Genomic DNA, 16,510 nt, shown 5'->3' with positions numbered 1-16,510 from the left:
CTTAGGGCTGTCGCCCCCGGCTCCGGGCGGGCCGTCCCCCGGCGGACCGCACGTGACGGAGCCCGGCGGGCCTCGGCACGGATTTCCCACCGCGTCCGGGCGCCGGGTTTATCGCGGCCTCTCGGTATACGACCGTATATCGCCGCATGCGACCGCACCGGAATTAACCAACCGTTGGGAATTTCGGCGAAGTTCCGAATTTCGCGCGACCCGAAGAGCCCGACGCGCTCAGCGACCGTCAGGCCGTGGGGCGCCCCATCGCACGGTAGGTCCACCCGGCCTTCCGCCACACCTCCGGGTCGAGGGCGTTGCGCCCGTCCAGGACGAGCCGGTGGGCCACCGCCTCGCCCAGTACCGCCGGGTCCAGCTCGCGGAACTCCCGCCACTCCGTCAGGTGGAGCACGGCATCGGCGCCCCGAACCGCCTCCAGGGCCGTGTCGGCGTACACGAGCGTCGGGAAGAGCCTGCGGGCGTTGGCCATGCCCTTCGGGTCGTAGACCGTCACCTGGCCGCCCTGGAGGTGGATCTGCCCGGCGACGTTGAGGGCCGGCGAGTCGCGGACGTCGTCCGAGTCGGGCTTGAAGGTGGCGCCGAGCACCGCGACCCGCTTCCCCAGGAACGGGCCGCCGCCCAGCGACTGCCGGGCCAGCTCCACCATCTGACCGCGCTGGCGCATGTTGATCGAGTCGATCTCGCGCAGGAAGGTCAGCGCCTGGTCCGCGCCCAGTTCACCCGCGCGCGCCATGAACGCCCGGATGTCCTTGGGCAGACAGCCGCCCCCGAATCCGATCCCGGCCCGCAGGAACTTCTTGCCGATCCGGTCGTCGTACCCGATCGCCTCCGCCAGCTTCGCGACATCCCCGTCGGCCGCCTCGCAGACCTCGGCCATGGCGTTGATGAACGAGATCTTGGTGGCCAGGAAGGAGTTCGCGGAGGTCTTCACCAGCTCGGCGGTCGGGAAGTCGGTGACGACGAACGGCGTCCCCTCCTCGATCGGTGTGGCGTACACCTCGCGCAGCAGCTTCTCGGCCCGCTCGCTCCGTACGCCGACCACGAGCCGGTCCGGGTGCAGCGTGTCCTGGACGGCGAAGCCCTCGCGCAGGAACTCCGGGTTCCAGGCCAGCTCGGCTTCCGCACCGACGGGCGCCAGGCCGGCGATCGTCCGGGCGAGCCGGTCCGCCGAGCCCACAGGCACGGTCGACTTGCCGACGACGAGGGCGGGGGCGGTGAGGTGCGGGGCGAGGGACTCGATCGCGGCGTCGACGTACGACATGTCAGAGGCGTACTCGCCGTGCTTCTGCGGGGTGTTCACACAGACGAAGTGGATGTCACCGAAGGCGGCGACCTCGGCCCAGTCCATGGTGAAGCGCAGTCGCCCGGTGGACCCCTCGATCCCCACGACATGCTTGCGCAGCAGCTCTTCGAGCCCGGGCTCGTACATCGGGGCCTGCGCGCGCCGCAACAGGTCGATCTTCTCCTCGACGACATCGAGGCCCAGCACCTCGAAACCCAGTTCTGCCATGGCGGCGGCGTGGGTGGCGCCGAGATATCCGGTGCCGATCACGGTGATCTTGAGAGCCATGGGTGCTCCTGGGTATGACTTCGGGTGCGGTCTGGGGGTGGTCGTACGTGCGATGGCGAGCATAGTCGGGGCGTTTCAGGGCCCTTCACCGGGCAGATCCCCTCCAGTTCCTCCTCCAAGTTCCTCCTCCGGTTCTCCCTTGTCGCCAAGGTCACGTATCAGTCCGGTGGGCGGGCCCTTAAAATTTGGGTTACTTAACGGTAGTTAGCCTCAGTCACACAGCGTCTTTGGAGCGTGAGAGACCTTGGCCGGATCGGCTGATTTCGACCTGTACCGCCCGTCCGAGGAGCACGACATGCTCCGTGACGCGATCCGCTCCCTGGCCGAGGCGAAGATCTTGCCGTACGCCGCCGTGGTGGACGAGGAAGCCCGCTTCCCCCAGGAGGCCCACGACGCGCTGGTCACCGCCGACCTGCACGCCGTGCACGTACCCGAGTCGTACGGCGGCGCGGGCGCGGACGCGCTGGCGACGGTGATCGTGATCGAGGAGGTGGCGCGGGTGTGCGCCTCCTCGTCCCTGATCCCGGCGGTGAACAAGCTCGGCTCCCTCCCGGTGATCCTGTCCGGCTCGGAGGAGCTGAAGAAGAAGTACATGACGCCGCTCGCCAAGGGCGACGGCATGTTCTCGTACTGCCTCTCGGAGCCCGACGCGGGCTCGGACGCGGCCGGCATGAAGACGAAGGCGGTCCGCGACGGCGACTTCTGGGTCCTCAACGGCGTGAAGCGCTGGATCACCAACGCGGGCGAGTCCGAGTACTACACGGTGCTGGCCGTGACCGACCCCACCAAGCGCAGCAAGGGCATCTCGGCGTTCGTCGTCGAGAAGTCCGACGAGGGCGTCTCCTTCGGCGCCCCGGAGAAGAAGCTCGGCATCAAGGGCAGCCCGACCCGCGAGGTCTACCTCGACAACGTGCGCATCCCGGCCGACCGCATGATCGGCGACGAGGGCACCGGCTTCGCCACCGCGATGAAGACCCTGGACCACACCCGCATCACGATCGCCGCGCAGGCACTCGGCATCGCGCAGGGCGCCCTCGACTACGCCAAGGGGTACGTCAGGGAGCGCAAGCAGTTCGGCAAGCCGATCGCCGACTTCCAGGGCATACAGTTCATGCTCGCCGACATGGCGATGAAGATCGCCGCCGCCCGCGCCCTGACCTACCAGGCCGCGGCCGCCTCGGAACGCCTCGACAGCGACCTCACCTTCCAGGGCGCGGCGGCGAAGTGCTTCGCGTCGGACGTGGCGATGGAGGTCACCACGGACGCGGTCCAGCTGCTGGGCGGCTACGGCTACACCCGCGACTACCCGGTGGAGCGCATGATGCGCGATGCGAAAATCACACAAATCTACGAGGGTACGAACCAGGTCCAGCGGATCGTGATGGCCCGCAACCTGCCGTAAGCGGGACAGGCTGCCAGTACACGTTCGCCCCTGCCCGTCGGGCAGGGGCGAACGTGTTTCATGCTGTACGAGGGAGCCGCACAAGGGCTCAGCGGCGGCTGTCCGGCGCTCTCACAGCTTGGGCGCGGCCTGGGCGAGGCAGAGGAGCCCGAAGCCGCCTCCGGCCAGCAGGAGTGCCGTCCCCCGGTCGTGGATCCCGCCGGCCAGGAACGTCACGCCGCCGCCGATCAGCAGGAGCACGGCGACGAGCGTGAGGACCATGACGAACGCGCGGCTGTTCATGACGGGGACCGGAATCCGGTAGCTGTGCTCAGTTGCCCGTGACCGTGACCGTCTCGTCGTTCTTCAACTCGTCCACCAGCTTCTTCACCTTCGTCTTGTCCCAGACGAGGTTGCCGCCGGTCGAGCCCGAGATCGGCATGTTCATGGACTTGCCGTCGCCGCCCGTGACGCCCTTCATCGCCCAGAACATGTCGCCCAGGTCGAACAGACCCATGTCCTTGTCGACGATCAGAGTGTCGAGGCCCGCGCTCATCGTCGGGTAGAGCTTGAAGGGGTTCAGGATCGTGCCCGGCGTCGCGGTCTGGCTCGCCAGCGCCGCGAGGAACTTCTGCTGGTTCTTCGTACGGTCGAGGTCGCTGCCCGCGAGGGCGTAGCGGGTACGGACGAAGGCCAGGGCCTGCTGGCCGTTGAGGGTCTGCTCGCCCGCCGAGAAGTTCGCGCCGGACTTCGTGTCCTTCATCCCGCCCTTGGGGATGGTGAGGTCCACGCCGCCGACCGCGTCCACGATGTTCGCGAAGCCGGCGAAGCCGATCTCCACATAGTGGTCGATGCGCAGGCCGGTGTTGAACTCGACGGTACGGACGAGCAGCTCGGGCCCGTCCGTCGCGTACGCCGCGTTCAGCTTCGTGTGCTTGCCCGTGCCCTTGTACGTCTTGCCGGACTCGGAGCCGACGAACGTCGGGATCTCCACGTCCGAGTCGCGGGGGAGGGAGATCAGCGTCGGGCCGTTGTCGCCGGTGTGCAGGATCATCATCGAGTCGGTGCGCTTGCCCTCGGCGGATCCGGTGTGGAGCGCCTTCTTCTCCTCGGCGGACATGCCCGCACGGCTGTCGGAGCCGACGATCAGATAGTTGGTGCCCTTGCCGCCGTCCGGCCGGTCGATGACCTTGGACAGGTCGACCTGGCGGTTCAGCTTGGAGTCGGCCCAGAAGTACGTACCGACGGACACCACGACCAGCAGCGTGACCACGGTGATCGCGGTCCACTTGATCCGCTTGCGCCAGTTCGGGGCAGGGCGCGCACCACGACTGCTCGCCATGGCACCGGGCCCGCCCGGCCCGCCACCCTGGCCACCGGCGTCCGGCGCGCCGCCGTAGACCTGGCCGGTGTTGTACCCGCTGTCGAAGCCGTTGCCGTACGGGTCCTGCCCCTGGCCCTGATCACCGGCGTACGGCTGCTGCTGCGGGATCCCGCCGCCGTAGGGAGGGGCGGCCGGATTCTGGCCGTACTGGCCGGCTTGGCCGCGCTGGACCTGCCGCATCGCGCGCGCACCCTCGGGCTGTGCGTTCGCGCTGCCGCGTCCGTACCGGTTGTTGCGGTTGTCGTCGGACCACGCGTCGGGCCAATCGTTCATGCGGACCAGTGTGCAGTGCCGGGCCATACCCTTTACAAGGGTCGAAGGAAATTAGGAGCACTGCTGTTGCGAAGCTGACACAAATCGCCCACGTGTACGCCCCTGGCGTCTCACCCGCACTCCACCTGGTCCCCCGTACTCGCCCCGAACTCCCCGGCCCGAACCTTCCGCACCCCCTGGTAGTCCGCCCCGACAACCACCTTCAGCACCGGCCCCTGTCCCCGCACCACCCGCAACGAACTCCCCGGCAACGCGGCAGCCAGCGACTTCGCGGACCGGTCCCAGCGGGGGTCGTGCGCGATCACCGTCCGCCCCGCCCCCCGGTCCCGTGCGTTCACCGGCACCCGCGTGGTCCGGAACCCGGTCGCGGCCAGCGCCCGGTCCACCTTCCGCCCCAGCCCGGCGGTCAGCGTCCCGTTCTCCACCTGCACCCGAATCTGCTGCGGCGCCACCTCGACCCGCACCGGCGCACCACCCCCCTTACTGCCGCCCCCGCCCTTCCGCACCGCGAGCGGCTCGTCCTCCCGCAGCGCCCGGAACAGCCGCCCCGCCTTCGCCGCGTCCCACTTCAACGTCGAACCGATGCCCTTCACGGCGTACCCCATCCGCCCGATCGGCACGGTCGTGAACTCGGACGACGCCGGAGAGAAGTTCCGCATGGCCCGCCCGAGGTCCAGCAGCTCACCCGTACCGAACTCCTTGTCCGCCCGCACCGACCCGAGCACCGCCCGGGTGATGTCCCGGAACTTCATCGGGTTCAGCAGCACCCCGGACGACGTGGACTGTGCCATGAGCGCCGCCATGAACCGCTGCTGGCGCTGCATCCGCCCGAGGTCGGAGGACCCGTCGGCGTGCCGTGAACGCACGTACTGCAACGCCTCCCCGCCGCTCAGTTCATGCGTCCCGGCGGCGAGATCCAGCCCTGTGTAGGAGTCCTTCAGCGGCTTCGGCGTACAGATCTCGACTCCTCCCAGCACATCCACCGTCTTCATGAAGCTCATGAAGTCGATCTCCAGGTAGTGGTCGATCTTCACGTGCGTCATGTGCTCCACCGTCCGCACGGTGAGGTTCGGGCCGCCCTCCGCGTACGCCGCGTTCAGCTTGAGGACGTGTCCGCCGTGCCGGTGCCCGGTGGTCCGGTCGGTGTGCGGGGGCGTCTGGGCGTACGAGTCGCGCGGCAGGCTGACGACACTCGCCCGTTCCCGGTCCTCCGAGATGTGCATGATCATCATCGTGTCGGTGCAGTGGCAGGGCGCGCCGCCGAGCCGGTAGCGGCGCCGCTCGGCCTCACTGACCCCGCCCCGGCCGTCCGTGCCGACCAGCAGCACGTTCATGCCGTGACCGGCCCGCGGACGGTTCTTCATGTCCTTGAAGGGGTCGACGCGGGCGATGTCGGCATCGAGGCTGGAGACCACCGCGTGACCGATCCCGGCCGCGGCGAGCACCACGACGGACAGCGTCGTCACCGCCCGCATGGCCCAGCGTGGCTTTTTCCGCCGTACGGGGGGACGCGGGCGCCCGGACGACGGCCGTGGCCGGCGCTGCGGGGAACCGGGGGAGCGGGGGGATGCGGGGGATGCGGGCATGGGGGAACACCTCCGCGAAGGCAGGCCGGGGGAGGGGGGAGGGGGCCGAACGTGGGATCCGCGAGCACCGTAGGCCCATACGATCTGCGGCCCGGGTCAGGGCGCGGGCGGCGCGCGTCGGTGTCCCCCGTTCGCGGTAACGTGAGCCCCCTATGAACGCCAAGCCCGACGTGCAGCTGCCCGCCGTGTCCGTGATCATGCCCGTCCTCGACGAGGAGCGGCATCTGCGCGGAGCCGTCCAAGCGATCCTCGCCCAGGAGTACGACGGCGAGATGGAGGTCGTCATCGCCCTCGGTCCCTCCACGGACCGCACGGACGAGATCGCCGCCGAGCTGGTACGTGAAACGGCCGGTACAAGCAAACGCGTTCAAACGGTCCCCAACCCGACCGGCCGTACGCCCGCCGCGCTGAACGCCGCGATCAAGGCCTCCCGCCACCCCGTCGTCGTGCGCGTCGACGGACACGGCATGCTCTCGCCCGACTACATCGCGACCGCCGTACGTCTCCTCGACGAGACCGGCGCGCAGAACGTCGGCGGGATCATGCACGCCGAGGGCGAGAACGCCTGGGAGCACGCGGTGGCCGCCGCGATGACCTCGAAGATCGGCGTCGGCAACGCCGCCTTCCACACGGGGGGCGTGGCCGGACCCGCCGAGACCGTGTACCTGGGCGTCTTCCGACGCGCCGCTCTCGAGCAACAGGGCGGCTACAACGTGGAGTTCGTCCGCGCCCAGGACTGGGAGCTGAACTTCCGGATCCGGGAGGCGGGCGGCCTCATCTGGTTCTCGCCCGAGCTGCGGGTGTCGTACCGGCCGAGGCCCTCCGTGCGCGCGCTGGCCAAGCAGTACAAGGACTACGGCCGCTGGCGCCATGTCGTCGCCCGCTACCACGAGGGTTCCATCAACCTGCGCTATCTCGCGCCGCCCACCGCCGTGGTCGCGATAGCGGCGGGCGTGCTGCTGGGCGCCGTACTGACCCCGTGGGCCCTCCTGGTGCCCGGCGGCTACCTCGCGGCGATCGCGGCGGGCTCGGTCCCGGCGGGCAAGGGACTCTCACTGAAGGCCCGGCTGCAGATCCCCGTAGCCCTCGCCACCATGCACATGTGCTGGGGCTGGGGCTTTTTGACGAGCCCCAAGTCGCTTGCCAGGAAGGTGATCGCGGCCCGCCGGCCGGCGGTCCTGGACGGCGCGAACGCGGCCTGAACGATACGACAACGAGTCGGGGGTCTGCCGTCGGTCACTGACGGCAGACCCCCGACTCGTATGCGCGCAGTCGTTCACCAGCGATAGGGCGAGTACACCTCCATGCACGCGCCGGTGTCCGAACCGACCACCTTGTCGGCGGTGTCGGGCAGTTGACCGGCCTTCGGCGCGGTCTGCTTCGGATACGCCGTGCCCTCACGCCAGTCGGCGCCCACGGTCACCGTCACCCCGGAGACATCCGTCGACTTCTTCACCGAACTCGCCGGAATTCCAAGGGACTTGGCGACGAGCTGGGCATCGCCCGCCAGGTCCGCGCTCGGGTAGCTCACGACCGTCCTGTCCACGGACAGCGATCCGGAGGTGTCCGCCGCCGCGTTCGTGAAGCCCTTGCCCGAGAGGACCTCGCTGATCGCGGTCGCCCGGCGGCCGACCGCGGCGAGTGTGGCCGTCCGGGTGCCGTTCTGCACGAGCACGCCGATCTTTCCGGGATCGGCCGCCGGGTCCGTCGAAGCCGTCGCCGAGGCCGCCGCCTTCGGGGACTTCGCCGCCGCGGCGCCGCCCTTGTCGTCGAAGGCGATGTCGTCGCGGAGCATCGTCCACATCGTCTCGGCGTCGGTGTCGGCCGGCACCAGATGGTTCTCGTTCTGGGGGTCCACGACGGTCGGCATCGTCGTCATCGTGATGCGGTCGGTCGGTACCGACTTGAGCTGCATGCCCAGGTCGTACAGCTCCTTGACCGTGCCGAGCTCCTCGGACACCGTCAGGGACTTGGTGGCCGCCTCGGCCAGACCGGTCAGCCGCCCGGCGTCCGTGAAGACGTTCTGCCCCTTCAGCGTGCGGATCATCGAGTTCATGTACATGTGCTGGGCCTTGGCACGCCCCAGGTCGCTGTAGAAGGCATGCCGGGTACGCAGCCACTGCAGCGCCTCCTTGCCCTGGACCTTGTGCTTGCCGGCCGTGAGCTTGAGCCCGGAGCCGCCGGACACGTTGGGCAGCGGGTGGTCCCACACGTTCTGCTTCACACAGACCTCGACACCGCCGATGGCGTCGGCCATCTTCACCACGCCCGCGAAGTCGATCGTCATCCAGTGGTCGATATAGACCCCGGTGAGGTTCTGCCAGGTGGCGAGCGTGCAGCCGGCGCCGCCCCGGGCCAGCGAGGTGTTGATGATCTGGTTGGTCGCCGCGAACTTCTCACCGGTGTCGGGGTCCGTGCACTTGGGTATGTCGACGCGGGTGTCGCGCGGAATGCTCACCACGGCCGCGCTCTTGCGGTCGGCGGAGACGTGGACCAGCATCTGGACGTCGCCCAGCGGCGGGTTGCCGCGGTTCGCCTTGTCGCCGCCCAGGGACACGTTGGCGTCGGAGCCACGGCTGTCCGAGCCGATCAGCAGGATGTTCAGCGGAGTCTGCCCGGCCGCGTTCGGCTCGGTCTTCTGCGCCTTGGAGTCGCCGCTGCTGCGCTTGCCCTTCTGGATGTTGCTGTTCAGGTGCTCGTAGTACAGGTATCCGACACCGGCCGTGCCGAGTATCAGCACGGAGAGGGTCGCCGCCGACCAGCGCAGCATCTTGCGCCTGCCGGCCCGCTGCCCGCTTCCCCCCGGAGCAGCGCCGCTGCTGCCGTCGCCGGCCGTGCCGTCCCCGCTCCCGTCCCCGGCGTCGCCCCCCTGCTCGCGCGAACGGTCTCTCTGCCCCGGAACCCGAGCAGGCCGGACGCCTGGTCGCGTCCCCTCCCCGTGCACACTGCTCTGTGTCATTCCCCTGCCTCCCCACCCTTGCGCCGCCGTCGAACAGGCCTGCCTTGCGTCCCGTAAGACGCAAGGCAGGCCTGTCAGGTCAATCGGCGCACCAAAAACATCTGGCGCAGACACCCATCAGTCAGAGGGTGTGCTCAGCTGGCGCACTGCGCCTTGTCCGCCGTGGACTGTCCCTGCACGGTCGGTGCCTTCGCCGGCGCGGTGAGCGAGACGCCGGCCTCCTTGAAGTCCTTGCCCAGGGTCAGCGTCATGGTGGGCAGCCCCTGGGAGTTCGTCACGCTCTTGCCGGGCTTCATGGCCGAACCGGACAGCCCCATGATGGCGGCCAGCTTCCGGGCCTGGTCGGCCTGGTCGGGCGCATACTCCAGCGTCGTCTTCGCGAGCTCCGCCGGAGCGTTGCCCGCGTTCTCGGACTTGGTCACGCCCTCATCATTCTGCAGGTAGTTGAGAACCGCCTGTGCGGAGCCTCCGGGGGCGCCGCCGTTCATGATCCGCACCCGCACCTCGGAGGCGGCGGACTGGGTGCCCTTGAGGCGGGCGGTGACGGCAGCCGCCTCCTTCGCCTTCTGCTGCTTGACCGCGGTGAACGACACGTCGTTCGCGATCGCGTTGAACACCTCGGGACCCGTGGTCTGGTCGACGATCACTGTCTTGCGGACGACGCCGTCCGCCGGGTTGTCTGTGACCGGCACGGTCATGAAGGTGATGTTCTTCGTCGGCACCTTCTTCAGCTCCAGCGCCACGTCCTTGAGCGTGGAGACATTGCCGATACCGGTGTCCACGGTCAGCGCCTTGGTGGCCGCCTCGGCGAGCTTCAGCAACTTGGCCGGGTTGGTCAGGGTGTCGCTGGAGGCCATCTTGCGCATCAGCGAGCTGAGGAACTGCTGCTGCACCTTGATCCGGTCCAGGTCGCCCTGGTTGCCGAAGCTGTGCCGCGTACGGACGAAGGCGAGCGCCCGCTCTCCCTCGACCGTCGACTTACCGGCGGGCAGCTTCAGCTTCGACTCCTTGTCGTTGACGGCCTTGGTCACGCAGACCTCGACCCCGCCGACCGCCGTCGTCAACGTCTTCACGGCGTTGAAGTCGGCCATCATGAAGTGGTCCGGCGAGATACCCGTGACCTCCTTCACCGTGCGCATGGTGCAGCCCGGGTCGCGCTCGTCCTGCCCGAGGCTGGTGTTGAAGCGGACGTTCTGGGTACCGGTGATGATCTTCTCGGTCCCGTCCGCCAGCTTGGTCGGACAGTCCGGGACGTCGACGATCAGGTCACGCGGAATGCTCAGCGCGGTCGCGTTCGTCCGGTCCTTGGAGACATGCAGCAGGATCGTCGTGTCCGCGTGCCCGACGCTGCCCGCGTCGCCGTAGGCCTCGTTGCCCGCACCGGTGCGCTTGTCCGTGCCGATGATGAGGATGTTGAAGGCCTCGTCCTTGCTGAAGCCGGACTTGCCCGCCGTACCGACGTCCGTCGTCTGGACGTTGCCCTCAAGGTGCTTGAGGTAGAAGTAGCCACCCGTGGCGGCGGCCACCATGACGAAGGCCATGGTCCCGCCCGTCCAGAGCAGTATCTTCTTGGCCTTCGACTTCTTCTTCTCCGGCGCCCGCGAGCGGCGCCGCCCGGGCAGCGGCTCCTCGGGCACACCGCGACGCCGTCTCGGCGGCGGCACCTGCGCGGGCGTGCCTGGCACGCCGTGCGTCTCTCGCTCGTGCTCCCGCTCCGGTGCCGCCGAACGCCCGCGTCCCGCACCCGCGTTGGCGGGGGCAGCTCGACGAGGTCCCGGGACCGCTGATTGCGGTGCGGAGGGAGTCAGTCGCAGTTCGTATTCGCCGGTGCTCGGGTTGAGCACCCACTGGTCTGCGGGGTCGATGTCGTCCGCCCGCCCACGGCCTTGCGCGTCCACGGTTGTCTGCATCCTCCGTCGGGGCCACGCGGCGCCTTTCCCCCTCCAAAGGCGCTCGGGTCTCGGTCTACCGGTGTGCACACGACACGTGTCCTGACGCACCGGATCGCTCACACTATCCGTCCCATTGGGCGTCAAGCGACGACGGTGACAAATTCCACGCCCCTACAACTGGGCAATCCACCCATTTTCTTGAACTAAGGTTCGCCGACTTGGCAAGCGCTTTACCCGCAGACGCTCCGGGCGGCCGTGTTTCCGCGAAAAGTGGGTACGGGGACGGGTTCCGCGGGCGGGGTGACGGAATCGCTGCGAACCGGGATTTCCTCCGTGACGGTGACCGGCGTGTCCGTTCGCAATCGCTCGAACAACCGCCCGACATCTGGTTCGGCAAGCTGGTCACGATTGACGTCGTAGGCGTACGACTCCCGCGGAACGGTCAGGAATCGCACACGTTCCGTAGGGATGTCGCGCATACCGCGCACCAAACAGCGAGGAGGTCGCGGCAGGACGTCTGGTCCACCCGCGCGGTGTCGCTCCCGTTGCCGAGGCCTGACCCTCCATGGCGGGTACGTGCTCTACGACCATGACTCGGCGGGGAGGCGAGGGCGCCCGCTGCTGGGCTGAACGACTGAACGCCGGGCGAGGCGACGCACCCAGGGGTGCGGCACGCCCCGACAGGCCCGCAGCCGGGAAAACGACTCCCTACCCGCGCCGCGTAGCCGTAACCCGCTCATCCTCAACCCGCCTGGCCACCACATCCTCAGACGCTCGCTCAAGATGTCGGCACAACACCACAGACCCCCCGGTGGCGAGCGGCGAGTACAACCCCGCACTCACGCCCTCCCACGTGTCGTATCCCAACCCCGACAACAACCGTGACCCGGGCCCCGTAAGCCCCAACCCGACCGCATCCGCGCCCGCCAGCTCCACAACCTCCGCCCCGCTGAACTCCCGCCCCGCCACAATCAGCGCCGCCCCCGCCGGATCGACGGGCGCGTACGGGACAAAACGGTCCCCCTGCCCCGGCACCTCCACCGCGTAGTCGGCGAAGCCGGCCGGAGCCTGCGGAAACCGCCCGCCCAACGGCCGCAGCGCGAGGGCGATCCGCTCACCGGAACACGCGCGCGCCGCGTCCAGCGTGTCGGGCCCGCTGACGACGATGTCGGCGGCACCGGGCTCGCCCGCCATGTCCGCGACGACACCCACCGACGAACACGCCAGCAGCCACACCGCCGTCTGCCAGTGCGCGGGCAGCAGCAGCGCGACCCGGTCACCGGGTTCGGCGGACAGCTCGCCCTGGAGGAGATTCGCGGTCTTGGCCACCCAATTGGCGAAGGTGGCCACGGACAATTCGACACGTTCGCCCGTGGCGTCGTCGTAGAAGGTCACCAGGGGGCGTGCGGGATCCGTGGCGAGCGCGGATCGCAGCAGGTCGGCAGGGGTGCGGTCGGTGGCGTTCACCCGCGCAAGGGTACGCCGGGTCGCAGACGCGAACCGCCCCGCGCAGCCACCGGTTCGGGCCAACACGCCAGACGGTTCGTCAGTTCATCGTTGGACAGATATGTATGACTATGTCCAATATCAGGGGCATGCGTGGATATCTGTCTTCCTCTATCGGCGTCGTATGCGCAACCGCCCTGGCGCTTCCGTTGACCCTGCCCACAACTCCGGCTTCGGCCCTGGCGAGACCCGCCGAGGCAAGACCGGCGACGGCGGCATCCGCCGCTCCATCCGTCCCCGGCAGCACCCAGTCGCTCCCGCTCGCCCCCCGCCCCGGCGACCGCATCCTCGGTTCGGCCGCCGAACAGGGCCTGTACCGCCCGGACGTACGGCACTTCTCGCTCGTCGGCGTCGTCTGGGACAACCCGGACACCGAGTTGTACGGCCGGGTCGAGGTCCGTACCCGGGAGACCGGCAGCGGCCAGTGGTCCGGCTGGCAGGACGTCGAGACGCACAACCACGAGCACGCGGCCGACCCCGACACGGCCGAACGCGCCTCGGGCCGGGTCCGCGGCTCCACCGCACCGCTGTGGGTGGGCGACTCGGACGGCGTGGAGGTGCGCGTACGCGCGGACGGCGAGGAGCGCGCGCTGGACGCCCGCGCCCCCCTCCCTGCCGGCCTGCGCCTCGAACTGGTGGACCCGGGCCCGGCACCCGCGGAATCCGGCCGACAGCGCACTCGCGCCATGGGCACGGCGGAGACCGAGTACTCCACCGCGTCCGCGGAGTCGGCCGCGGCGAACGCGGACCTTGCCCCCCTCGGTGCCACCGAGATCCCCGCGCTGAACCAGCAGCAGACGGAAGAAGAGGCACTGACGCTGCAGCGAGCGGAAAAGCAACCGGATGGGAGACCGGGGACGCGATCGGAGGAGCGACGGGTGAAGCCGTACATCGGCCCACGCCCGAAGATCGTCACGCGTCGCGGCTGGGGCGCCGACGAGAAGCTGCGTGAACGCGGCTTCGTCTACATGAAGAAGGTGAAGGCGGCCTTCGTGCACCACACGGCCTCGGGCAACAAGTACTGGTGCTCGCAGGTCCCGTCCGTCATCCGCGGTATCTACCGCTACCACGTGCTGAGCAACGGCTGGCGGGACATCGGCTACAACTTCCTCGTCGACCGGTGCGGAAACATCTACGAGGGCCGCGCCGGGGGTGTGGCGAAGGCTGTGAAGGGCGCACACACGCTCGGCTTCAACACCGACAGCATGGGGATCGCGGTGCTCGGAACCTTCACCGGCACCAAGCCGTCCCAATCCGCAGTGAACGCGATCGCTCGGCTCACCGCCTGGAAACTCGGTCTGTACGGGGGCAATCCGAACGGAAAGACATACCTGAAGTCGGGTGGTGGCAATCTCTACCGAAAGGGAAAGAACGTACGACTGAACGTGATCTCCGGCCACCGGGACGGCTTCGCCACCGAGTGCCCGGGCCGGCTCCTCTACGGGAAGCTCGGCACGGCACGCAAGGCGGCGGCCAAGTACCAGGGGCGATGAGTTCTCGCATCGCGACACCGGAGCTCGGTTCTGCATACGAAAACGAACGGTCTGCACACACTGGCCGACCGAAGGACATTTCGGTCGGTCCCGGCAGGAAGCAGAGACGACAGGTGACAGAAGCGATCCTCCTGGTCGGCGGCAAGGGAACCCGGCTGCGTCCGCTCACCGTGCACACCCCCAAGCCGATGGTCCCGGCGGCCGGGGTCCCCTTCCTCACCCACCAGTTGGCGAGAGCGAGAGCGGCGGGGGTGGAGCACATCGTCCTGGCGACCTCCTACCTGGCTGAGATCTTCGAACCGCACTTCGGCGACGGCTCCTCGCTCGGCCTCCACCTGGAATACGTGACCGAGGACGAACCGCTGGGCACGGGCGGCGCGATCCGCAATGTCGCCTCACGCCTGCACTCCGCCCCCGACGACCCGGTCCTCATCTTCAACGGCGACATCCTCACGGGCCTGGACATCAGGGCCCTGGTACGCACCCACGAGGCGACGGCGGCGGACGTCTCGCTCCACCTGACCCGGGTGACGGACCCCAGGGCCTACGGTCTGGTCCCCACGGACGAAACGGGCCGGGTAACGGCGTTCCTGGAGAAACCGCAAACCCCCGAGGAGATCGTCACCGACCAGATCAACGCGGGGGCGTACGTCTTCCGACGCTCGGTCATCGACACGATCCCGGCAGGCCGCCCGGTGTCGGTGGAGCGGGAGACATTCCCGGACCTCCTCTCCATCGGCGCACACCTGCAAGGCCTGGTCGACTCGACGTACTGGCTGGACCTGGGCACCCCGGCGGCCTTCGTACGCGGCTCGGCGGACCTGGTCCTGGGCCGCGCCCCGTCCCCGGCCGTCCCCGGCCGCTGCGGCGACCGACTGATCCTCCCCTCGGCCCGAGTGGCCCCGGACGCCAAACTGACCGGCGGCACGGTGGTGGGCGAGGGCGCGTACGTGGCGGAGGGCGCACGCGTCTCGGGCAGCACGATCCTGGCGGGCGCGGTCGTCGAACCGGGCGCGGTCATCACCGACTCCCTGATCGGCAGGAGGGCCCGCGTGGGCGAACGCTCGATCCTGACCGGCGCTGTCATCGGCGACGACGCGATCATCGGCGCCGACAACGAACTGAGGGAGGGCGTACGGGTGTGGTGCGACGCCCAAATCCCAGCGGGCGCGCTCCGCTACTCGTCGGACCAGTGACGCCGGGTCACCCGGCCCTCTTTGCAGCCCCGGACGGCACCTTCAGGGCCGTTGGGGGGTCTGGGGGCGCAGCCCCCAGGAACGGGATGGGACGGGTAGGGGCGGCGGGGGCGAAAGACCACACCCCCACCTCAAAGCCGCCCAATATCCCCCTTGCGCATCCGCGGCCCCCGCCTCCCCGGCGTACGCCCACTCAGCAGGATCAACCGAGCCGCCCGATGCCGCTGCCCCGCATACGGCTCCAGCAACGACAACATCACGTCGTCATCCGCATCCCGATCCCCCGCCAGCGCGAACCCGACGATCCCCGGCAGATGCAGATCCCCCACGGTCACCGCATCCGCCGCCCCATGACTCCGCTGCACAACCTCCGCCGACGTCCAAGGCCCGACCCCGACAACCACCTCCAACCGAGCCCGCGCCCGCTCCGGATCCAGCGTCACCGCCTCCTCCAGCCGCCCCGCGACCCGAACCGCCCGCAGAATCGTCGACGCCCTCTTGTTGTCGACCCCGGCCCGATGCCACTCCCAGGACGGAATCAGAGCCCAGTCCCGAGCCGCAGGCACAACAAACAACCCTGGGCCCCCACCAGCACCCGCACCCGCACCTCCGGGCCCCGGCGCAGGCTCCCCGAACTTCCGTACGAGCAACCGCCAAGCCCGATAAGCCTCATCGGTCGTGACCTTCTGCTCCAGCACGGACGGAATCAACGACTCCATGACCAGCCCGGTCCGAGTCAGCCGCAACCCCGGCCGCCGATGCCGCGCGAGCGCGACAACCCGGTGCCGAGGCGCGAACGCCTCGGGATCGTCCGCCGCTCCCAGCAACTCGGGCAACTGCTCCAGCAACCACTCGGCCCCGGGCCCCCACGCCTCCCCCAGGACCACCCCGTCCCGCAGCGCGACCCGCAAGGTCCCCGGCCCGGCAGGCGTACGGCTGGTCCGCCACACGGACCCGTCCGGCGCCGCCCGGAACGTAGGGTCGCCGGGCCCTCGCCGCAACGGCCCCAGGACCAGCCCGAGGTCGAGCGGCACACCGGGCACCCAGGTCCGAGTCCGCCCCGGCGCGGCAGCCTGCCGGGGCACCCCACCAGGCACGACGACATGCCCACCCCGCACGGTCGTACGAGTGGGCCGGGAAGGCTGGGAAGCGAACCGTCCTGCCACGAAACCGTTCCTAGCACGCGAAGAGCAAAGCCAGAAGAAACGAACCCTCTAAAACAACCCCTCGAGGGGAGGAAGCCCAGGAAGTCCAGGAA

General features: G+C 69.2%; 12 protein-coding genes and 1 pseudogene. 4 read left to right on the top strand and 9 right to left on the bottom strand.

Annotated elements, in window-relative coordinates; genetic code table 11:
* Positions 1-238: 238 nt before the first annotated feature.
* Positions 239-1,582, bottom strand: a complete 1,344-nt coding sequence (locus OG734_RS17485) for a UDP-glucose dehydrogenase family protein (protein WP_330288427.1) — start codon at positions 1,580-1,582, stop codon at positions 239-241.
* Between the two features lie 244 nt (positions 1,583-1,826).
* Between OG734_RS17485 and OG734_RS17480 the strand changes: the two genes are divergently transcribed.
* On the top strand, positions 1,827-2,984 hold the full coding sequence (locus OG734_RS17480) for an acyl-CoA dehydrogenase family protein (protein WP_330288426.1): 1,158 nt from the start codon (positions 1,827-1,829) through the stop codon (positions 2,982-2,984).
* A 111-nt stretch (positions 2,985-3,095) separates the two neighbouring features.
* Here the strand turns inward: OG734_RS17480 and OG734_RS17475 are convergent, their stop codons facing one another.
* The 3 genes from OG734_RS17475 to OG734_RS17465 all read right to left on the bottom strand — a co-directional run bounded on the left by OG734_RS17475 (position 3,096) and on the right by OG734_RS17465 (position 6,206).
* A complete protein-coding gene (locus OG734_RS17475; RefSeq protein WP_330288425.1) occupies positions 3,096-3,266 on the bottom strand; it encodes a hypothetical protein in 171 nt (56 codons plus the stop codon).
* 28 nt (positions 3,267-3,294) lie between these two features.
* Complete coding sequence (locus tag OG734_RS17470; protein WP_330288424.1) at positions 3,295-4,620, bottom strand: LCP family protein; 1,326 nt, start codon at positions 4,618-4,620, stop codon at positions 3,295-3,297.
* 110 nt (positions 4,621-4,730) lie between these two features.
* Positions 4,731-6,206 carry an LCP family protein gene (locus tag OG734_RS17465; protein WP_443064869.1) on the bottom strand — a complete coding sequence of 492 codons (1,476 nt, stop codon included), beginning with the start codon at positions 6,204-6,206 and terminating at the stop codon, positions 4,731-4,733.
* A 152-nt stretch (positions 6,207-6,358) separates the two neighbouring features.
* Here OG734_RS17465 and OG734_RS17460 point away from each other — a divergent pair, with 152 nt between their 5' ends.
* A complete protein-coding gene (locus OG734_RS17460) occupies positions 6,359-7,408 on the top strand; it encodes a glycosyltransferase family 2 protein (RefSeq protein ID WP_330288422.1) in 1,050 nt (349 codons plus the stop codon).
* A 74-nt stretch (positions 7,409-7,482) separates the two neighbouring features.
* On the opposite strand, the gene OG734_RS17455 is transcribed toward OG734_RS17460, so the two are convergent.
* The 4 genes and pseudogenes from OG734_RS17455 to OG734_RS17440 all read right to left on the bottom strand — a co-directional run bounded on the left by OG734_RS17455 (position 7,483) and on the right by OG734_RS17440 (position 12,524).
* Positions 7,483-9,165, bottom strand: coding sequence for an LCP family protein (locus OG734_RS17455; protein ID WP_330288421.1), 1,683 nt, complete (start codon positions 9,163-9,165; stop codon positions 7,483-7,485).
* A 134-nt stretch (positions 9,166-9,299) separates the two neighbouring features.
* On the bottom strand, positions 9,300-11,063 hold the full coding sequence (locus OG734_RS17450) for an LCP family protein (protein WP_330288420.1): 1,764 nt from the start codon (positions 11,061-11,063) through the stop codon (positions 9,300-9,302).
* 224 nt (positions 11,064-11,287) lie between these two features.
* Positions 11,288-11,548 (bottom strand): annotated as a pseudogene (locus tag OG734_RS17445) (LCP family protein); the annotation flags it as partial.
* Between the two features lie 217 nt (positions 11,549-11,765).
* Positions 11,766-12,524, bottom strand: a complete 759-nt coding sequence (locus OG734_RS17440) for a TIGR03089 family protein (RefSeq protein WP_330288419.1) — start codon at positions 12,522-12,524, stop codon at positions 11,766-11,768.
* A gap of 128 nt (positions 12,525-12,652) precedes the next feature.
* Between OG734_RS17440 and OG734_RS17435 the strand changes: the two genes are divergently transcribed.
* A complete protein-coding gene (locus tag OG734_RS17435) occupies positions 12,653-14,056 on the top strand; it encodes a peptidoglycan recognition protein family protein (protein WP_330288418.1) in 1,404 nt (467 codons plus the stop codon).
* Positions 14,057-14,169: 113 nt separating this feature from the next.
* The gene (locus tag OG734_RS17430; RefSeq protein WP_330288417.1) at positions 14,170-15,252 is read left to right on the top strand and encodes an NDP-sugar synthase; all 1,083 of its coding nucleotides are present in this window, start codon (positions 14,170-14,172) and stop codon (positions 15,250-15,252) included.
* 131 nt (positions 15,253-15,383) lie between these two features.
* On the opposite strand, the gene OG734_RS17425 is transcribed toward OG734_RS17430, so the two are convergent.
* Positions 15,384-16,418, bottom strand: a complete 1,035-nt coding sequence (locus OG734_RS17425) for a DNA-3-methyladenine glycosylase family protein (RefSeq protein WP_330288416.1) — start codon at positions 16,416-16,418, stop codon at positions 15,384-15,386.
* Positions 16,419-16,510 lie beyond the last annotated feature (92 nt).

The organism is Streptomyces sp. NBC_00576 (assembly GCF_036345175.1).
Classification (GTDB): Bacteria; Actinomycetota; Actinomycetes; order Streptomycetales; family Streptomycetaceae; genus Streptomyces.
This window is presented reverse-complemented; position numbering and strand designations above follow the sequence as displayed.